An 18732-nucleotide genomic window follows, 5' to 3' on the forward strand; every position below is an offset into this window, starting at 1 on the left:
CTCCTGCGGTGGCGCTGAACAGGCAGAACGTTTGCTTGTACGTGCAATGAACTGCGCTTGGGAGACCCTCGGAATAAAAATCGGGGGCGCCAGGATCTTGCATGCGCATGTACTCTTCTGTCAAGCAACACCTCTGCAAGGGAGGCATTTATGGCAACCTCACCGCACGCGCCGCTGCGCAGCTCCGACCAGGCAGCCTGGGGGCGGGTGCTGACGCTCCATTCGTTCGTGGAGCGGGAGCTGGCCCTGGCGCTCCAGCGCCAGCACGGGATCGGACTGTCGGAGTACCGGTCCCTGGAGCACCTGCACCACTCCTCGACGAGCGAGCTGCGGATGCAGGACCTGGCCGACCGGGTCGGCCTGGGGCAGTCGTCGGTGACCCGGCTGGTGGGCCGGCTCGAAACGGCCGGCTTCGCCTTCAAGGACCTGTGTCCTTCGGACAAGCGCGGGGTCTACGCGGTGATCACGGACGAGGGGCGCCAGCGCTACCAGGCGGCGCGGGCGACCTACGCGGAGGTCCTGTCCTCCGCGTTGAACTCCTTCACCGCCGACCCCGAACTGGGCCCCACGGTCCAGGCCCTGCGCGCGACCCAGGCCTGACCCGTCGCCCCCCGGCGCGGCACAGTGGTCCGGTCCCGGGCTCCCCCGGTCCCGGATGGCTGTGGCGCGCCGGCGTGGCGCCTCCGCCCGTCCACCCCGGCCCCGAACGCATTCCGCGTTCGGGGTCTTTTGCTTGGTCATGCAAGTCTGGTGGTCTGCGTCACACCCACTTCGGCAAGTGCATGCTTGACCAAGCATGGACTTCGCCCGGTACGGTCTTCCTCGACACCGCACGAATTCGAACAGCCGATCGGTACCCGTTACCGACGGCTGAGCCGACCGCGAGGAATCCCGCCGTGCCATCGTCCCGCTTGGCCGAGACCGTCGCCGCCCACGGCGACGAGCGGCCCCACCGCATCGCGCTCCACTTCAACGACCAGGCCGTCACCTACGGCCGGCTGAACGACCTGACCCGCAGTCTGCGCAAGCACCTGTCGGCGCTGGACCTCCCGTCCGGCGGCACGGTGTGCGTGCCGGCGCACAAGAACCCGCAGACCGTCGCCCTGCTGCTGGCCGTCGCCCAGGAGGGCCTGGTCGCCCTCGCCCCCTCCCCGGACCTGGGCAGCGCCGCACTGGAGCGCCTGGCGCAGCAGGCCAGGGTCTCCCACCGGCTCACCGCGACCGCCGACGGCGCTCTCGCCGCGGCGCCGGTGCCGGCGGACGAGGCCGAGGCGACGGGCTTCGCGGTGCCGGACCCGGCCCGGACCAGGCTGCTGCTGACCACCTCGGGCTCGACCGGCACCCCCAAGATCGTGCCGATCGAGACCGCCGGGTTCGACGCCTTCGCCGACTGGGCCGTCAGCGAGTTCGCGCTGTCCGCCGAGGACACCGCGCTGTCCTACGCCCCGCTCAACTTCGACCTCGCCCTGCTCGACATCTGGACCTTCCTGCAACTGGGCGCCACCGTCGTCCTGGTGGAGCAGCAGCGGGCCACCGACGCCGCCCACCTGGCGGGGCTCGCCGCCCGACACCGGGTCACCTTCGTCCAGGGCGTGCCGATGGTGTACCGGCTGCTGCTCGACCACGGCGGCACCTTCCCCGCCGTACGCCACGCGATCTTCACCGGTGACCGGATGCCGGCGGACCTGCTCACCAGGGTCGCCCCCGCGTTCCCCGGGGCCGCCTTCCACAACGTGTTCGGCTGCACCGAGACCAACGACTCGTTCATCCACCGGGTCGACCCCGTGGCGACCGGGCCGATGCCCGTCGGCCGTCCCATCCGGGGCACCGAGGCCGTGGTCGTCGACTCCGACGGCCGGCGCCTCGCCACGGTCGGCACCGGGGAACTCCTGGTGTCCACACCCTTCCAGACCACCGGCTACCTGCGCCGGGAGCTCAACGACGCGGTGTTCACCCAGCTGGACGGCCGGGTCTTCTACCGCACCGGCGACATCGTCACCCGCAACACCGAGGGCCTCTACTTCCTGGAGGGGCGCGCGGACTGGCACGTGAAGGTCAGGGGCGTGCGCACCAACCTCCAGGAGGTGGAGACCGTGATCGCGGCCCACCCGGACGTCGCCGAGGCCGTGGTCGTGCCGCTGCCCGACCCGGAGGCCGGTGTCCGCCTGCACGCCCACGTCGCCCAGCGCCCGGGCAGCGCCCTCACCACGCTGGGCCTCCGCGCCCACCTGGGACGGGAGTTGCCGCGCCACGCCATCCCGGCCTCGGTACACCTCACCGCCCTTCCGCTGCCCCGTACGTCGACCGGAAAGCCCGACCGGAACCTGATCAAGCAGACCCGTCTGAAGGAGACCACCGCATGAGCAGCACCGCCATAGCCGCCGAGGTCCGCGCCTACGTGGTGGACCAGTTCCTGGCCGGCGAGGACGTATCGGACCTCACCGGCGACTACGACCTGATCGAGTCCGGAGTCATCGACAGCCTGGGCCTGGTGCGGATGCTCGCGCACTTCACCACGGCCTACCGGATCCCCGTCGACGACATCGACTTCGGCCCGGACGACTTCCGCACCCTGGACGCCATCGCCGCCGTGATCACGGAGCACAGCCCGGCCGTGGCCGCCTGACCACCCCGCAAGAGCCGCCCCACCCCGCAAGACCCGCACATCTGCAAGAGCCGCCCCACCCCGCAAGAGCCGCACACCCGCAAGGCCCGTACCTCCGCAACACCCGTAGTTCCCACCCTATTCCGAAGGAGAACCACAGAGATGTTCACCCGCAGCCTCGATGATGTCGCCCCCGTCGAGTGGGGCAACGGCCTGAGCACCCGCCTGCTGACCAAGAGCGACGGGATGGGCTTCGCCGTCGCGGACACCCTGGTGCGCAAGGGCACTTCCAGTGCCCTGCAGTACCGCAACCACCTGGAGGCCTGCTACTGCATCAGCGGCTCCGGTGAGGTCGTGGAGCACGACGGTACCCGCCACAAGATCGTCCCGGGCACCATCTACGTCCTCAACCAGCACGACCCGCACCACCTGGTGGCCTCGGCCGACGAGGACCTCCACCTGGTGTCGATCTTCAACCCGCCGATCAACGGCGACGAGAAGCACGTCCTCTCCGAGGACGGCTACTCCCAGTACTGAGCCGCCGATCAGCCGGCGCCCCACCGCCGGCCGGTCGAACCGGTCCCGGCCCGGAGCCCCGCACGGCTCCGCGCCGGGACCGGACCCGGCCCGGCCACGCGCCGCCGGGCGCGCGGGGCGGGCCCGGGCCGTGGCACCCCGCCACGGCACGACCCCGATCCTCCGCAGCACGACCGACCCCGGAATGGACCCCAGGACCCCCCCATGGACGATGACCTCTTCGACCTCACCGCCCCGTGGGCGGAGCAACTCAACGCCAACACCAGCGAGTTGGACGCGGCAGGCGCGTTCCCCCACGACAAGTGGAAGGCCCTGCGGGAGACCGGACTCCTGCGGGTGCACTTCGCGCCCGAGTTCGGCGGCGCCGGGCACGGCCTCACCCGGACGATGCGGGCCCTGGAGGGACTGGGCCACACCTCCCGGGACGCGGGCCTGTCCTTCTCCGCCTCGACCCAGATCGTGTCCGTCGGCGTGCCCCTGCAACGTTTCGCGACCCAGGAGTTGAAGGAGAAGTACCTCCCGCGGATCATGTCCGGCGAGCTGATCACCGCCCATGCGATCACCGAGAGCTCCGGCGGCTCGGACGCCATGAACCTGGCCAGCTTCGCCCGCCGCGACGGGGACCACTACGTGGTCAGCGGCGACAAGATGTTCATCACCAACGCCCCGGTCGCCGACCTGTTCCTGCTCTACGTCCGCACCGGGAAGCCCGGCCCCTTCGGCCTCACCACCCTGCTGGTCGAGGCCGGCACCCCCGGCCTGACCGTGGGCCCCGCGATGGACAAGATCGGCCTGCGCACCAGCCCGATCGGCACGCTCTCCTTCGACGAGCTGCGCGTCCCGGTCTCCCAGCGGGTCGGGCAGGAGGGCTCCGGCTTCCGGGTCCTGGACTACGTGATGAAGCGCGAGGTGCTCTTCGGCTTCTCCATCACCCTGGGCGAGATGACCCGGCGGGTGGAGGAGACCATCGCCTTCGCCAAGGAGCGCCGCCAGTTCGGCCGGCCGATCAGCTCCTACCAGGGCATCTCCCACAAGATCGCGGACATGAGGATCCGGGTGGAGACGGCCCGCAAGTGGCTCGCCGACACCGGCGCCAAGGTCGAGCGGAACGAGGACGCCGCGTTCGACCTCGCGGCCACCAAGACGGTGGTCTCGGAGGCCAACGTGCAGACCGCGCTCGACGCGGTGCAGATCCACGGCGGCCGCGGCGTGCTCACCGAGTACGGCGTCGAGCGCGACCTGCGCAACTCGATCGCCGGAACGATCTACTCCGGTACCTCCGAGATCCAGCGCAACCGGATCGCCATGCTGGCTGGACTCTGACCGACGGGAATCCCGACATGACCGACACACTGGACCACCTCACCCGCTCCACCGAGTTCCTCGACCACGAGAGCGACGCGGTGCAGGCCTTCGTCGACCACGCCGTCCGGGACCGTTCGGCGGACCGGCGCACCAACGCGATCGAGCTGTACTACGCGGTGCGCGACGGCGTCGACTACGAGGTCTACGGCGCCCCGCTCTCCCGGGAGGGCCTGCGGGCCTCCACCACCGCCACCACCAAGTCCGGGTTCTGCCTGCACAAGGCCGCCCTGTACGCGGCCGGCGTGCGCGCCCTGGGCATCCCCTCCCGGCTGGTCTACGGGGACGTGCGCAACCACCTGGCCTCGCCCCGCCTGCTGTCCCACATCGGCGGCGACGTGTTCTTCCACTCGCTCGCCCAGGTGCACCTGGACGGCAAGTGGATCAAGGTCACCCCGGTGTTCAACAAGCTGCTCTGCAAGCTCTACGGCATGCGCGCCCTGGAGTTCGACGGCGTCAACGACAGCCTCCACCACCCCCACGACGGCGGTGGCGCCATGGAGTTCCTGACCGACCACGGCAGCTTCGACGACCTCCCCTACGAGTTCGTCATCGAGACCATGCGCCGCAAGCACCCCAAGTTCCTCGACACCACGGGCACCGGCACCGTCCACGGCGGCCGCCTCGCCGAAGAGTCCACCCTCACCCGGTAGGAGAACCCCCATGACCAGCACCCCGCCGCCCGTCGACGGATGGGACGCCTCGACCCGGATCGGCGTGGTCGTGCCGCACGCCGACGTCGGCCCGGAGGCCGAACTGCAGGCCGTGGCCCCCGCCTCCGTCTCCGTCCACGGTTCGCGCGTGCACTTCGCCGCCATGCGCGCGGGCGGCGAGATGGACGAGAAGATCCCGTACGACCCGATCCTGTCCTTCGTCCAGGCCCCGTACCTGGACCAGGCCGTCGAACTGCTCGCGGCCTCTCCGCTGCACGCCCTGACGCTCGGGTTCACCTCCTCCAGCTACGCGTTGAAGGCCCAGGGCGAACGGGAGTTGTACGAGCGGCTGCTGCCCGTCACCCGGGGGCTGCCGATCACCGGCACCACCAAGGCCGCCCGGGCCGCCTTCGACGCCCTGGGCGCCCGCCGGATCGCGCTGGTGAACCCGCCGTGGTTCACCGACTCGCTCTCCGGCCAGGGGGCCGACTACTTCCGCGAGTTCGGCTACGAGGTGGTCCACCACGGCCCCTGCGGACTGCCGTCGAACCAGAAGGCCATCACGCCGGAGAACCTGTCGGCCTGGATCCGCGGCACGGTGGCGGAGCACCGGCCGGATGCCGTCCTGGTGGCCGGCAACGGCATCCGGGCGGTGGGCACCATCAAGCCGCTGGAGGAGGAGCTCGGGTTCAACGTCGTCACCGCGAACCAGGTGATCCTCTGGCACGCCCTCCACCTGGCCGGCGCCGCCGGGACCGCTCAGGAGATCACCGACTACGGACAGCTGTTCGCCACGAACCCGAAGGACGGCCACGCGTGAGCCTGTTGGACGCCCAGGCCTACGAGGCCGTCTTCGGGACGCCGGAGGGCGACACCTACCGCATCCCGCTGGTCTGCTGGCGGGAGGACGGCGACCACCTGTTCGGCGTGGTCCTGGTCAAGGGGCACCTGCGGCGCACGGACCAGCTGTCGGACTTCCTGCGGTACGACCGCCGCAACGGCTCGCGCGGGGACGAGGCGCCCGCGACGACCTTCGACCCGGCGACGGCGGACGGTCGGGTGGACGACTCGTACGTGCCCGCCATTCGGTGACATCCGCCCATTTGGCGGCGTCCGCCATTCGGTGCCGCCCGTCCGTCGACCGGCGGCCCCCGCGGAGGGTGCGGTCATTTGTGAAGTCCCGGTGAGATAACGGGACCCGGCGCTCCGCTTTTCCCGGCCGCCCGGCCGGTGCTCGACTCACTTATCGCAATTCGCTATTCGGTCAATGCCTATTCGCCGCCGATCGGAATGGATCCTCCCGCCGCCCGTCGGGCCGCCGCGCACCCGGCGGTTTTCCCGGGCACTCCGGATCCACCGCACCCCGGGCCTCCCTGCCCCGGGGTGCGGTGCCGTACTCGGCCTCACGCAACCTCCCCCGAGGACCGTCATGTCCCCGCCCGGCCACGCTTCCGCCACGTCTCGGCCACGCTCCGGCCACGCTTCCACCACGCCCCGGATCCCGGTGGCGCGGAGGGGATCACCGCAGGTCGAGCCAGGTGAACGCGAGTTCGACGATACGTCAGGACGCCGCCGGGACCGGGGTATGCTTGCCGCGTCGTCACGGGGGCTGGTGCACGAACGAGCCGGAGGGGCCATGCAGCTCACACGAAGTCCCTGGGGCGCCCAACGGTCCGCGGCCGCACCCGTCGCGCGGTACCGGCGCGCGCCGCAGTGCTGAGGCAGGCCCGCGCGGAACAGACCCGCTCCGCCCTGATCGACGCCGCCGCCGGACAGTTCGCCCGGCACGGCTACGCCGGCGCCACCCTGGCGCGGATCAGCCAGTCCGCCGGGGTCACCTCGGGTGCGCTGACCTTCCACTTCCTGACCAAGGAGGACCTCGCGCAGGAGGTGCTCAGGGCGGGGGCGGCCGCGACCTCCTCGGCCCTGGACGAGGTCCAGCAGCTCACGACGCCCGGGCTGGCCGCGGTCAGCCGGCTCACCCAGCTGCTGGCGGCCTTCCTCCAGCAGGACGTCCGGGCCCACGCGGCGATGCGGCTCGCGCACGAGTGCCCCGGTTCGCAGGGGGCTTGGGAGCAGGCCTGGCGGCCCGCCCTGCTGCACGCGCTGGAACTGGCCCGGGCGGGCGGCACCACCGACGCGGAGCTCGCCGACATCGAACTGCTGGTCGCCTACCTGCTGGCCGGCGCCGAGGCGCAGCTGCGCTCCGGCCGCCCGGTCAGCGTCGTGGAGCACGAGCTCGGCCGACTGTGGCGCCGGGCCGGGGCGGGCTTCGGCGCCCGGCCGGAGGACGGCTCCGACCCCTGCGAGCACGACCGGACGCCCGCCCCGCCGCGGTTGCGCGGCCCGTCCCGGGGCGACGCGGCCCGCAACGAGGGGTGACCGGGCGGTAGACGTACGGCGACCGCGGGGACACCCGGCGGCACGCCCCTGACCTGCGGGGCCGATGTCCCGCAGGGCGTGCCGTGCCCGGATCCGCGGGGGCGATTCCATTTCCCGCGTGGACCGCGGACCCCGGCCGCCCCTTCCCCGGGCCGGGCGCGGGCGATTCGTGCCAGGGCTTTGTATCGAGTTGGCGAAGTGGCGACCGGAAGTCCTTTACCCGAGAAAAAAATAGTGCTCATTCTTTAGTGTGGGTGGATCTGTGTGAAAGCCGCAGCCGCAACACGGGAGGGGTAGCTATGAGGGGATGGGACTCCGTCACCCAGTTCACGGACCAGCTGTTCGGCCACTTGCGCCGAGCTGACCAGCGCAAGTGGGCCCACACCTACGTCAACGGCCTCCTCAGCACGCCCGGGAAGAAGTCCATCCGCCGGCTGGCGGCCGTGTCGAGCGACTCCCCGACCGCTTCGCAGGCCCTGCACCAGTTCGTCAACGAGAGCCCCTGGGAGTGGGATCCGGTCTGCGACCAGCTCCGGCAGTGGGTCGAGGACCGGGCCCGGCCCAAGGCCTGGACGATCGCCCCCGTGGTGCTGCCCAAGCGCGGTGAGAAGTCCTGCGGGGTGCACCGCCGCTTCATCCCGCACACCGGACGGACCGTCAACTGCCAGATCGGCATGGCGGTCTTCATGTCGACGGAGGCGGGGGAGTTCCCCGTGGGCTGGTGCCTGTTCCTGCCGGAGACGTGGGCGGCTCAGGGGCCGCTCCGCGAGCAGGCCCGGATCCCGCACACCGCCACCGCCTCGTGCGAGGGCCAACTCCTCAACCTGATCGACCAGATGGCGCAGACCTCGCAGTACGACCCGGTCCCGGTGGTGGTCGACCTGGACGGCTACCTGGACTCGCGCCGGCTCGTCGAGGGCCTGACCCGGCGCGGGCTGGACTTCGCGGTCGCGATCCCGGACAGCTTCCCGCTGGCCCCGCTGGAGCACCAGGCCTCCGGCTCCCGCCGGCCCGTGGCCGCGGCGGCCCGGACGGTGAGCGAGCGGTGCCCCGAGGTGCGCTCCGGGGTCTGCAGAGCGGGCTGGGCGTCCGTGCGCGACGGCCTGGTGCAGGTTCCCGGCGCCGTCGCGGCCGACCAGAGACCGCAGCCGTTCCGGCTCTTCACCCAGCCCGACGAGGACGCGACGGGTGCGGGGCAGCTCTGGCTCACCAGCATGGTGCACCGGCCGGTCGACGAGCTGCTGGAGTACGCGGAGCGGCACGCCGCGACCGGGGAGACCGTCGAACTGCTCGAACGGCGGTTCGGGCTAAGGGACTTCGAGGGCCGCTCGTTCCCGGGGTGGCACCACCACATGGCCCTGGTCTCGGCCGCCTTCACCTACAGCCGCCTGGCGGCCGACCTCGGCATGCGGGCCTTCCGCCCCGGCCCGGGCGCCGGAACTGACGGTCTGGCGAGGCCGCCGCTCGTGCCCTGCTCCCGGTGGGTCCGGGAAGCCTCCCTGGGGTACCCCGTAGCAGTCTGAGCCGTCGCTTCGGGCGCGCCGCCGACCCCTCCCGGCACGCCCGACGCGCTCGGCGCGGGGTCGACGATGCCCCAATTGTCGTGCCGGCATGAGCTGATGAGCGTGGGTCAGGCGAAGTTCTTCACCGCCGGCGATTGACAGCAAGATGTATGTTCATGCAAGCTCTACCTGTCCGCCTGAGGTTCTCACGGGCAAAAACAACATGTACATACAAGCAACTACCTGGGGACTCCATGCCTGATCCCACGGCACCCACCGTCGACACCGCGACCGCGGTCTGAGCGGGGGAGCAGCGTTGCGTTATTCCGAACTCTCCGAGAGCGAGCTGACCGAGTACGCCCGCGAGGCGGTACGGATCAGCCGCGAGCACGTCGCCACGGGCGGCATCCCGTTCTCCGGTGTGGTGATCAACAGCGGCCGGATCCTCGGCACCGGTGTCAACCGGGTGCGCGAGGACAACGACCCCACCGCGCACGCCGAGGTCACCGCACTGCGGGCGGCCGCCGCCAAGTACGGACTGCACGCCACCGCCGGATCCACCCTGATCGCCTCCGGCGAGCCCTGCGCCCTGTGCTACATGGCGTCGCTGTATTTCAGCGTCAGCCACATCGTCAACGTGGTCGACCGCAAGACGGCCGCGCGGTACGGCTTCGACTACACCAGCTCGTACTCGATCTTCGCCGAGGACCCGGAGACCTGGCCGATCAAGGTCACCTCGATCCAGATCCCGGAAGGCACGGCGCCGTTCGAGGACTTCCTCACCATGGAGCGGGGGCGGCCGTGAGCGGAACGGCAACCGGCAGGATCGGCATCAAGGTCTGGTCGGACTACGTCTGTCCCTTCTGCATGCTGGCCGAGGGCCCGCTGCACGAGGCCACCCGCGACCTCGACGTCGACATCGAGTGGATGCCGTTCGAGCTGCGGCCCCACCCCACCCCGACGCTGCGCCCGGAGGACGACTACCTGCCGGCGATCTGGGACCGCGCCGTCTACCCGATGGCCCGCCGCCTCGGCGTGGACATCACCCTCCCGACGGTCTCGCCGCAGCCCTACACCCGGCTGGCCTTCGAGGGCTACCGGTACGCGGCCGAGCACGGCCGGGCCGCGGAGTACACCCCGCGGGTGCTGCGGGCCTTCTTCCAGGAGAACCGGGACATCGGCGAGGTGGCCGTCCTCGCCGACATCGCCGCCGAACTCGGCCTGGACGGCGCCGACTTCGCCGAGGCGCTGACGTCCGGCCGGTACACCGAGGCGCACCGGGCGGCGCTGCGGGACGCGGAGGCCAACCGGGTCTCCGTCGCGCCCACGATCATCATCGACGGACGCCACCGCATCGAGGGCGTGCCCTCCGTCGCCCAGATCCGCAAGGCCGTGCTCGACGCCCGGGCCGAGCAGGACGCCCTCGGGGACGCCGCTCCCGCCTGCGGGATCGACGGCTGCTGAACCGGCCCTGACGCCCGGTTCCCCCGCCTTCCCCCCGCCTTCCCACCCCCCGCGTTCCCCTGCCTTCCCGCGTTCCCCCGCTTCCCCCCTGCTCCCCCGTCTTCTCCCCGCTCCACCCCTCCCCGTCAACGCCGACCTCCCAAGAACGAAAGGACCAGCCATGCAGTGGTTCTACCTCGCGATCGCGGACATCTTCGAGATCGCCGTCGCCATCGCGGCCGGCAAGGCCGAAGGCTTCAAGAACCGTACGTGGACCGCCGTGACCCTGATCACCGGCGCCCTCGGCACCTTCTTCCTCAGCAAGGCACTGCTGACCTTCGACGTCGGCGTCGGCTACGCGATCTGGACCTCCGTCGCCGGCGTCGGCATCACCCTCCTCGGCGCCCTGCTCTTCGGCCAGCGCCTGAACTGGCGCAAGGCCGTCGGCATCGCCGTCATCATCGCCGGCGTCGTCGGCCTCCAGCTCAGCGGCGCTGCCTGATCCTCCCGCCCCCACCCGGCTCCACCTCCCGAAAGGACCCGTGCACATGTCCGACACCGGCCGCAACTCGGTCAACCCGTGGATCATGCTCCTGCTCGCCGGCGGCTTCGAAGTCGGCTACGCGCTCGCCGTCGGTGGAAGCCACGGCTTCACCCGGCTGACCTGGTCACTGGTCGCCGTCGTCTTCTTCCTCCTGACCCTCTGGGCCCTGAGCGCCGCGCTGCGCACCATCGACGTCAGCATCGGCTACGCCGTCTGGGCCGGCATCGGGTCGGTCGGCGCGGCCCTGCTGGGGCCCGTCGTCTTCGACGAGAGCCTCACCCCGGCCAAGGCCGTGTGGCTGGCCGTGATCATCGCCGGCGTGGTCTGGCTCAAGCTCGCCGACCGGCCGCAGAAGTCCGCCGAGACCGCCGCCGCGCCGCGTGAGGTCCAGACCGCGGACGCCTGACGGGCGCGCCGCCCCGGTGCGGGAAGCCGCCGCGCCGCTCGTGAGGCGCACCCCGGCCCGGTCCCGACCGGGTGGGTGCGGAGCGGCCGGGGTGTGGTTCAGGGCCTCCTGGTGGCCGGTCGGATGTCGGAATCCGATCGGGCAGCCAGGAGGCCCTTCCCGCGTTCTTCGGGCCGGGATCCGGCGGCCGAGGAAGAGGTGGGCCGCCCGCGGGCGGAAGGCCGCAGCCAGCCGGCCCGACGGTCTCCGCCGGTCGGGACAGGCCGACCGGGGACCACATCCTCTGGGCGAGGACCGGCAGGCTCTTCTCGATCAGGCCGCGCACCTGGAGTTCCGTGTAGTCCTCGTGCACCAGGTCGTTCCAGACTCCCGGCATTGCACCGGGCAGGTGGGGGTCCTGCTCGGCGACGCTCTGGTCGCCGGAGAGATCGCGGGGTGCAGAACCTCCCGGACCGGGTGGGAGCGGACGGTGGGGCAGCTCCGGACCGGACAGAGAGAGGCCTCCGCCAGGTCGACTGCCTGGCGGAGGCCTGTTCATGGACGATGTGCTGGTGGTCGATCCTCCCGCGTACGGGACCGATCAGGAACGTCGTCGGCTGAGCCGCAGGGCCCCCGCGCCGGCGGCGAGGAACGCGGCGGAGAGGCCGAGGAGGACCGGTGTCTTCGGGGCGCCCGTCTGGGCCAGCTCGCCGTGGTGGTGGTGGCCGGAGTGGTGCTCCTCGCCGCCGCCGTGGTGGGCAGGCTTGTGCGGCGGGCGTGCCTTCACTTCCTCCGCAACGAACTTGACCTTGTTCAGATTGTGTGCGGACTGCTGGTTGAACTGGCTCTGCTGGTTGGAGAGGTTGTTGGCCTGCGAGGCCGACTGGTTGTTGAGGGCCGAGTTCTGGGCGCTGTTGTGCGCGGAGTTGTTCGAATTGCTGGTGGCGCTGTTGTTGGCGCTGTTGTTCAGATTGTTGGCCACGGTGTTCTGCACGACGACGGTCACGGCGACGTGCTGGTCCTGGCCCTGGTTCTGCTGGGCGTTCTGGTCCTGACCCTGGCCCTGGTTCTGGCCTTGGTTCTGGTCCTGGCCCTGACCCTGGTTCTGCTGGCCGCTCTGGCCCTGACCCTGCTCCGAGCCGCCGTGCTCTCCGTGCTCGCCGTGCTCTCCGTGCTCTCCGTGTTCGCCGTGTTCGCCGTGTTCGCCGTGTTCGCCGTGTTCGCCGTGTTCCCCGTGTTCGCCGTGTTCGCCGTGTTCGCCGTGTTCCCCGTGTTCCCCGTGCTCGCCGTGCTCCCCGTGCTCCCCGTGCTCGCCGTGCTCCCCGTGCTCCCCGTGCGGGGGAGCGCCAGGGGTCTCGGGCAGGCAGATGCAGTCGGAGGGGCCGGGGCCGGGAATGTGGCCGTGGGACTCGTGGCCGGGTGCCTGCTCGCAGGGCGCGCCGCCGTTCGCCCAGGCGCCCTCGGGAAGGGCCGATTCCGGCGCCTGTTCCATCGGCGGGCCCTGCTCGGCGGGCCGGGCCGAGTCGTCCGGCTGAACCGAACCCGGCTCCTGGACGTCGGCCGGGACCCCCTCGGGTCCGAGGCCGTCGCCGGCGTCGGCGCGGTGGGCCGGGTGGGTGAGCTGCATCGACTGGAGATCGCTGCGACTGCTGCCGGCCCAGGCGCCGTCCGAGGAGACACCGTTCTCCTCGGCGAGCCTCAGCAGGCTGTCGACCCATTCGCCCTGGGCCTGCGACGAGTCGACGGTCACGCTGTGGTCGGTGGCGGGCGAGGCGTGGGCCACACCGCCGGCGCCCCAGAGGAGGGCGGCCGACGTCAGGCCCGACAGGACCAGGGTGGTGATTCGAGTTCGCATGGTGCTCCTGGATGATCCGCAAAACGGATCTTCTGAATACGCGCCTCTACCACCGGGAGACGAAATGCGCCGCCGCGAGTTAACCGGCCTGGCCCAATGAATTGCTGAGAACGGGGGACTGCCGCCCGCACGGTCCGCCCCGCCGTCCTCGCCGGTGCTCCGTGGCCGTACCCGGCCCCGAACGTCCGGCGTGACCGCGCGAGCTCCGTCGGTGACATGCAGGGAGCGCGATTTGCCCTGAACATCCCTTACATGAGGATCTCAATCCCGGCAGCGGTCCTGGCGGGCTGCGCCACCGCCCTGCTCTTCCCGCCCACGTTCGCCGTTGCGGACACCTCGGTCGCCCCGGCACCGCGCGCCTCCGCCGGAGGCGGCTCGGTCACCTCGGTGGCCCTCGCGCCCGGCGGAACCGTCGCGCCCCGGGCCACCCGCGCCTTCGAACTCCTCGGCGTGGTCTGGGACGGTTCCCCGACCGCCCTCGCCGGCGGCTCCGTACGCGTGCGCACCCGCGATGCCGTCACCGGCCGCTGGGGCGACTGGCACACCCTGGGGGCCGAGGCCGTCGACGGGCCCGACTCCGTCCAGCACGGTTCCACCGCCCCGCTGTGGGCCGGACGCAGCAACGGCGTCGCGGTCGACGTGCACCCCGGTCCGGCCGGTCTGCCGCACGGACTGCGGGTCGAACTGGTCGACCCCGGTCAGGGGGCGGCCTCCGCCGACACCCAGTCCCTTCCCGAACACGTGGCCGGGCCCGAGGCGCTCGCCGCGCCGCGCCCCGGCATCGTCACCCGGGCGGGCTGGGGCGCGGACGAGTCCATCCGTGAAGCGGGCTTCGTGTACACCGGCTCGGCCCGGGTGGCCTTCGTCCACCACACCGACACCGCCACCGCCTACGCCTGCTCCGACGCGCCCAGGGTGATCAGATCGATCTACCAGTACCACGTGCAGAGCAACGGCTGGCGGGACATCGGCTACAACTTCCTGGTCGACCGCTGCGGCACCATCTACGAGGGCCGCGCCGGCGGCGTCAACCAGCCCGTCCTCGGCGCCCACACGCTCGGCTTCAACACCAACTCCTCCGGCATCGCCGCGATCGGGACGTTCAGCTCGGACGATCCGCCGCAGGAACTGCAGGACGGCATCGCCAAGATCGCCGCCTGGAAGCTCGGCCTCGGCGGTTGGCAGGCCGACGGATCGGCCAAGCTCACCTCCGGTTCGAGCGACAGCCGCTATCCCAAGGGCACCGTCGTCGACTTCGACTCCATCTCGGGCCACCGCGACGGCGTGGCCACGGAGTGCCCCGGCGACGCCCTCTACGCCAGACTCCCCGCAATCCGTGACACGGCGGCCCGCCTCCAGGGCTGACGAGCCGGCGGTCCGTCGACGCGGCTACCCGTCGGCGGACCGTACCCGTTCCACCAGGAGAACCACGGCGGCACCGTCCGACTCCCTCCCGGTGAAGGTCGTCAGATCCGAACACAGCAGGTCCGCGCGCTCCTCCGTGCCGCCCGCCCGCCACCCGCTCGTCCCGGTGAGTCGCGCCAGGCGTTCCGCGAGCGGGGGGCCCGCGCCCCCGCATCCCCGGGCCGCGGCGACACCGTCGGAGCACACCACCAGGGTCTGCCCCGGGACGAAGGGCTCCTGACGCAAGAGCGGCTCGCCCAGGGCCAGTTCGGCCAGGCCCACGGGCGGACCCGGCTCGCACGCCACGGTTCGCACGCCGTCGTCGTGGGCGACCAGCGGCAACGGCGCATGCCCGCACGACAGGAGCAGCACCTCCGCCGCGCCGGAGAACTCCACGAACACGGCTGTCACGAGCACACCGGCCGCCACCGCCCCGGACACGCACGACTCCGCCCTGGCCGCCACCCCGGCCAGGGACGGCTCGTACTGTGCGGCCTCCCGGATCTCCCCGACCACCCTGGCGATCACCTGAACCGCCGCCGGCCGGCCGCCACCCCGGACGTCGCCCATCACCATCCGGACCCCGAACGGCGTCTCCAGCACCTCGCACAGCACGCCCCGGTCCTGGCCGGGGTCGGCCGTCGACACCCGCCGAACCGTCACCGCCAAGTCCCCCACCCGGCCGGGCGGTCGGAGCATCCCGCGCCGCACCGGACCCACCGTCGGCCCCAGCGCCCGGCGGCGTGCCCTGCGCAGCCGGGCGACGCCCCCGAGGACCACGACGGCCGCCAGGCAGCTGACCGCCGCGCCCGTGAGCAGCCGTCCGCAGCCGGCGGTGAAGTCCCGCCGCGGCTCCATCACCGTCCGTACGGCGATCGATGCCAGATGGAGGACGAAGGCCGCCCACGGGACGGCCTGGAGCACCGATGACTCCAGGGCGGGCGCGAAAATCGCCAGGGCGGCGGAATGCGCTGACCTGCTGAGCAAATCCGTTCCCGCGAGTACCCCGAGCGCCGACACCGTCAGCACCAGGCCGCGTGTGGAGAAAGTCGGAGTCGACATGTCGCGACCTTAGAGGAACGGTGGATCCGATCGCTCCCCGCGCGCATTCGACACCCGGAGCGCGACCGGCCTCACGATCAACTCGGACGCCTCGGACGCCTTGGACAAAGGGTTCTGATGGTGAGGAAGGCATTCTCGGGGATATCTTCGATATGACTAGTATAATTTGCTGGGAATGCCCTCGGGCAGGCTCGGTGAGTCCGCTCGGAAAGGCCATGTCGCGCTACCCTGTGTCAATATTTCCGACCCGACGGGAACGCGCAGATGACCACAGAGACATCACGGTTCGACGGCACCGCGGGGATGCGCTGCGGAACGGCGGCGGAGCGGTGCCAGTACAAGAACCTCCCCCTGTGCGACCTCCCCCCGCTCGGTGTCGTCCGTCGCGCCCGGCTCGCCTTCGAGGACCTGCGCGAGAGCCGGAGCGGTCTTCCCGCACCCGGTCGGGCCTCCCGCTTCTCCGTGGGGGACTGGGTCCGGGTGAAGGACGAGGCGGCGGTGCGTGCCACCCTCGACGCCGAGGACCGGCATCGGGGGCTCTGGTTCACCCGTAGCCAATGGTCGTTCTGCGGTGGGGTCCACCGCGTCGAGCGCGTCGTGCGGCGCATGGTGGACGACCACTACCGCATGCGACGCCTGGCGGACACCGTCACGCTGGCCGGTGCCACCTGTCACGGTGCCGACGGCACCCAGGGCTGCGGACTGGACTGCGCCCTGCTGTTCCGCGACGCATGGCTGGAGCCGGCCTCCGCGCCGCTGCCGCCCGCCCGGTCGGCCACGCGATGGGCCACCGTACGGAGTCTCGCGGAGATCAACGCGACCCTCGGGGCCGATGGCCGCCTGGACGGCGTGCCCTTCCAACCCGGTATGGAACGCCATGTCGGCACCCGCCACGGAGCCTTCGAGCTGCGCCATCGGTCGCTCGCGTGGTGGCAACGGCCCGCCGGAGGACGGTGGTTCATCCTCCGGGGCCTCCGCTGCGGCGGCGAGCCGGTGGCCAACGGCTGCGACCGCCAGTGCGCACTGCTCTGGCACGAGTCCTGGCTGCGGCTGGAGCCCGGCACCGCCGATTCCTGATCGCGTCGCGAGCTCCGGCTCCGCGGACGCCCGTGAGCCGTCAACTGTGCGTTGTCAGCTGTGAGTTGTCAGCGCTGCCAGCGGTCGCGCGCCAACTTGGCGATCATGCGCAGCGGCCCGTCCCGGTCGCCGATGTAGGCACGGGGAATCGCGTACCGCCCGCCGTGGGCTCCGGGGCTGACCGCGCACCCGTAGCTGTAGCCGGCTCCCGCCACCGCCGCCACGGCAGCGGCGTCGAGCGAACCGTAGGGGTAGCAGAACCCCGCGACCTCCTGCCCCGTGAGGTCCTCCAGCGCATGGCGGCTGCCGGTGACCTGGGCCGCCAGATCCTGGGCACCGAGGCCCGCCAGACGCTGGTGCGTCAATCCGTGCGAGCCGATCTCCAGCCCGGCGGCGGCGACCTCACGGACCTGGTGCGCCGTCATCAGCGGTTTGCGCGGGCCCAGCTGGTCCCAGTCGTTGTACCCGCCCAGTCGGCCGGCCACCACGTAGACCGTCGCGGTGAAGCCGTACTCCACCAGTGCGGGCATGACCTCCTCGGTGAAGTCGCGGTACCCGTCGTCGAAACTGAGCCCGACCAACCCCCGAGCGGTGCCCTCCCGATGGCAGCGCAGCAGGGTTTCCACCGCCACCCCGCGCAGGCCCCAGGAGGACAACCAGCGCAGCTGGCGACGAAAGCGTGCGGGGGAAACGGTGATCATATAGGGGTCGTCGCGTGCGATCGCCACGGAGTGGTACATCAGCGTCCACGGGAAATGCCCCGCCATTGTGCCGGTCGCCTGACCTGGAATGCTGCGTGGTCGGATGAATCGCACGTTCTGCTCCAGCTCCTCGGCGGCACCGCGTGTATCGGATGGAGTTCAAGGAAACTGAGATTCTGACAGCGATGGACCAGCTGTCCATCCGCGCCCGGCCAACCCGGAGCTTTTCACCCGAATGGCAGACCGGCCGGGGCGCTGTCGACCGCGGGGAGGCAAGGGTCCTCGGAGCCGTGGGGTGTGTCCTGCCCCGGGCCTGTCCGTGGGGGGTACGGGCGGGCCCGGGGGTTGGTGGGCGGTGGGGGCGGGTCAGATGCGGGTGGCGGTGAGGAGGTGGTAGTCGAGGAGGCCGTGGCGCCAGGAGGGGAGGAAGTTGCGGGTCCAGTGGTCGTTGGGGACGGCGTCGGCGAGGTAGCGGTCGAGGCCGGGCCAGACGTCGGGGCCGATGGATTCGGTGCCGACGTCGGTGAAGCCGGCGTCGGTGAGGTCGGTAGTGAAGCCGTCGAGGGTGTGGGCGACGTCGAGTCCGTCGGCGAAGCTGGCGAGGAGGATCTTGAGGCGTTCGGCGATCTCGGGGCCGGGGGCGGCGAAGAAGGTGGTGACGACCAGGCGGCCGCCGGGGCGCAGGACCCGGGCGGCTTCGCGGGCGAAGCCGGTGAGTTCGCGGAAGTGCTGGGCGGCCTCGACGGAGTAGACGCCGTCCAGGGTGGCGTCGGCGAAGGGGAGTTGGGCGGCGGAGCCGAGGGTGTAGGCGAGCCGGTCGGGGTAGGTGGCCAGGGCGCGGGCGTTGACGGCGCGGGCGCGTTCGATCTGGTCGGGGTGGATGTCGACACCGGTGACGGAGGCGAAGCGGAACTCCCGTAGCGCGAGCGCCGTACCGAGGCCGCGGCCGCAGCCGACCTCCGCCAGGCGCAGCTGTCCGCGTGGCTCCGGGAAGGCGTTCAGCACCCGGCGGTAGAGCTGCTCCTGGCTGTGCACCCGGTCCTCGGCGGACGGGGCGGTCAGGTCGATGCCGTGCCAGTCACCGAAGTTGATGAATCCGCCCGCGAAGGACGGCGCGGTGCTGAGGTCGTCGGCACCGTAGGTGCGGCGCACTGTCGGGGGGATGTGGTTGTGGTCCATGGGCCGTCGGGTCTCCTGCTCGTGGGCGCCCGGCGGTCGGG

20 protein-coding genes are annotated in these 18732 nt (G+C 71.5%); 16 read left to right on the top strand and 4 right to left on the bottom strand.

Annotated features, from left to right (window positions below; all coding sequences use genetic code 11):
* Nucleotides 1-150 precede the first annotated feature (150 nt).
* The 14 genes from ACFV8H_RS11730 to ACFV8H_RS11795 all read left to right on the top strand — a co-directional run bounded on the left by ACFV8H_RS11730 (nucleotide 151) and on the right by ACFV8H_RS11795 (nucleotide 11434).
* A complete protein-coding gene (locus ACFV8H_RS11730) occupies nucleotides 151-600 on the top strand; it encodes a MarR family winged helix-turn-helix transcriptional regulator (protein ID WP_380398713.1) in 450 nt (149 codons plus the stop codon).
* 296 nt (nucleotides 601-896) lie between these two features.
* Nucleotides 897-2363 (top strand): AMP-binding protein, encoded by a 1467-nt coding sequence (locus tag ACFV8H_RS11735; RefSeq protein WP_380398715.1) that lies wholly within the window; start codon nucleotides 897-899, stop codon nucleotides 2361-2363.
* A complete protein-coding gene (locus ACFV8H_RS11740; RefSeq protein ID WP_375894910.1) occupies nucleotides 2360-2626 on the top strand; it encodes an acyl carrier protein in 267 nt (88 codons plus the stop codon). Before ACFV8H_RS11735 ends, ACFV8H_RS11740 begins: the two co-directional genes overlap by 4 nt.
* 141 nt (nucleotides 2627-2767) lie before the next feature.
* Nucleotides 2768-3142, top strand: a complete 375-nt coding sequence (locus ACFV8H_RS11745) for an ectoine synthase (protein WP_375894907.1) — start codon at nucleotides 2768-2770, stop codon at nucleotides 3140-3142.
* A gap of 204 nt (nucleotides 3143-3346) precedes the next feature.
* Nucleotides 3347-4465: an acyl-CoA dehydrogenase family protein gene (locus ACFV8H_RS11750; RefSeq protein WP_380398717.1), complete on the top strand. Its 1119-nt coding sequence runs from the start codon at nucleotides 3347-3349 to the stop codon at nucleotides 4463-4465.
* Nucleotides 4466-4482: 17 nt separating this feature from the next.
* A complete protein-coding gene (locus ACFV8H_RS11755) occupies nucleotides 4483-5157 on the top strand; it encodes a transglutaminase family protein (RefSeq protein ID WP_375894902.1) in 675 nt (224 codons plus the stop codon).
* 10 nt (nucleotides 5158-5167) lie between these two features.
* Nucleotides 5168-5977 carry a maleate cis-trans isomerase gene (locus tag ACFV8H_RS11760; RefSeq protein ID WP_380398720.1) on the top strand — a complete coding sequence of 270 codons (810 nt, stop codon included), beginning with the start codon at nucleotides 5168-5170 and terminating at the stop codon, nucleotides 5975-5977.
* Nucleotides 5974-6249: a DUF6253 family protein gene (locus ACFV8H_RS11765; RefSeq protein ID WP_375894897.1), complete on the top strand. Its 276-nt coding sequence runs from the start codon at nucleotides 5974-5976 to the stop codon at nucleotides 6247-6249. The genes ACFV8H_RS11760 and ACFV8H_RS11765 overlap by 4 nt, the downstream gene beginning before the upstream one ends.
* Nucleotides 6250-6870: 621 nt before the next feature.
* Nucleotides 6871-7539: a TetR family transcriptional regulator gene (locus tag ACFV8H_RS11770; RefSeq protein WP_380398721.1), complete on the top strand. Its 669-nt coding sequence runs from the start codon at nucleotides 6871-6873 to the stop codon at nucleotides 7537-7539.
* 299 nt (nucleotides 7540-7838) lie between these two features.
* Complete coding sequence (locus tag ACFV8H_RS11775) at nucleotides 7839-9062, top strand: IS701 family transposase (RefSeq protein WP_380398723.1); 1224 nt, start codon at nucleotides 7839-7841, stop codon at nucleotides 9060-9062.
* 295 nt (nucleotides 9063-9357) lie between these two features.
* Nucleotides 9358-9846, top strand: a complete 489-nt coding sequence (locus ACFV8H_RS11780; RefSeq protein WP_380398725.1) for a nucleoside deaminase — start codon at nucleotides 9358-9360, stop codon at nucleotides 9844-9846.
* On the top strand, nucleotides 9843-10505 hold the full coding sequence (locus ACFV8H_RS11785) for a DsbA family protein (protein ID WP_380398727.1): 663 nt from the start codon (nucleotides 9843-9845) through the stop codon (nucleotides 10503-10505). The genes ACFV8H_RS11780 and ACFV8H_RS11785 overlap by 4 nt, the downstream gene beginning before the upstream one ends.
* A 160-nt stretch (nucleotides 10506-10665) precedes the next feature.
* On the top strand, nucleotides 10666-10986 hold the full coding sequence (locus ACFV8H_RS11790) for an SMR family transporter (protein ID WP_360235350.1): 321 nt from the start codon (nucleotides 10666-10668) through the stop codon (nucleotides 10984-10986).
* A 46-nt stretch (nucleotides 10987-11032) separates the two neighbouring features.
* Nucleotides 11033-11434 (top strand): DMT family transporter, encoded by a 402-nt coding sequence (locus ACFV8H_RS11795; protein ID WP_375894884.1) that lies wholly within the window; start codon nucleotides 11033-11035, stop codon nucleotides 11432-11434.
* 580 nt (nucleotides 11435-12014) lie between these two features.
* Here the strand turns inward: ACFV8H_RS11795 and ACFV8H_RS11800 are convergent.
* Nucleotides 12015-13268, bottom strand: a complete 1254-nt coding sequence (locus tag ACFV8H_RS11800; RefSeq protein ID WP_380398729.1) for a hypothetical protein — start codon at nucleotides 13266-13268, stop codon at nucleotides 12015-12017.
* A 252-nt stretch (nucleotides 13269-13520) separates the two neighbouring features.
* On the opposite strand from ACFV8H_RS11800, the gene ACFV8H_RS11805 reads away from it, so the two are divergent.
* A complete protein-coding gene (locus ACFV8H_RS11805; RefSeq protein ID WP_380398731.1) occupies nucleotides 13521-14633 on the top strand; it encodes a peptidoglycan recognition protein in 1113 nt (370 codons plus the stop codon).
* Nucleotides 14634-14657: 24 nt separating this feature from the next.
* On the opposite strand, the gene ACFV8H_RS11810 is transcribed toward ACFV8H_RS11805, so the two are convergent.
* Complete coding sequence (locus tag ACFV8H_RS11810; protein WP_380398733.1) at nucleotides 14658-15734, bottom strand: SpoIIE family protein phosphatase; 1077 nt, start codon at nucleotides 15732-15734, stop codon at nucleotides 14658-14660.
* 264 nt (nucleotides 15735-15998) lie between these two features.
* On the opposite strand from ACFV8H_RS11810, the gene ACFV8H_RS11815 reads away from it, so the two are divergent.
* A complete protein-coding gene (locus ACFV8H_RS11815; RefSeq protein WP_380398735.1) occupies nucleotides 15999-16811 on the top strand; it encodes a hypothetical protein in 813 nt (270 codons plus the stop codon).
* A 68-nt stretch (nucleotides 16812-16879) separates the two neighbouring features.
* On the opposite strand, the gene ACFV8H_RS11820 is transcribed toward ACFV8H_RS11815, so the two are convergent.
* Together ACFV8H_RS11820 and ACFV8H_RS11825 are read right to left on the bottom strand one after the other, a co-directional pair.
* Nucleotides 16880-17626 (bottom strand): polysaccharide deacetylase family protein, encoded by a 747-nt coding sequence (locus ACFV8H_RS11820; protein WP_380398737.1) that lies wholly within the window; start codon nucleotides 17624-17626, stop codon nucleotides 16880-16882.
* A 252-nt stretch (nucleotides 17627-17878) separates the two neighbouring features.
* Entirely contained in the window at nucleotides 17879-18691 is an 813-nt protein-coding gene (locus tag ACFV8H_RS11825; RefSeq protein ID WP_380398739.1) for a class I SAM-dependent methyltransferase, read from the bottom strand.
* Nucleotides 18692-18732: the final 41 nt, after the last annotated feature.

The organism is Kitasatospora sp. NPDC059827, from assembly GCF_042731675.1.
Taxonomy (GTDB): Bacteria; Actinomycetota; Actinomycetes; order Streptomycetales; family Streptomycetaceae; genus Kitasatospora.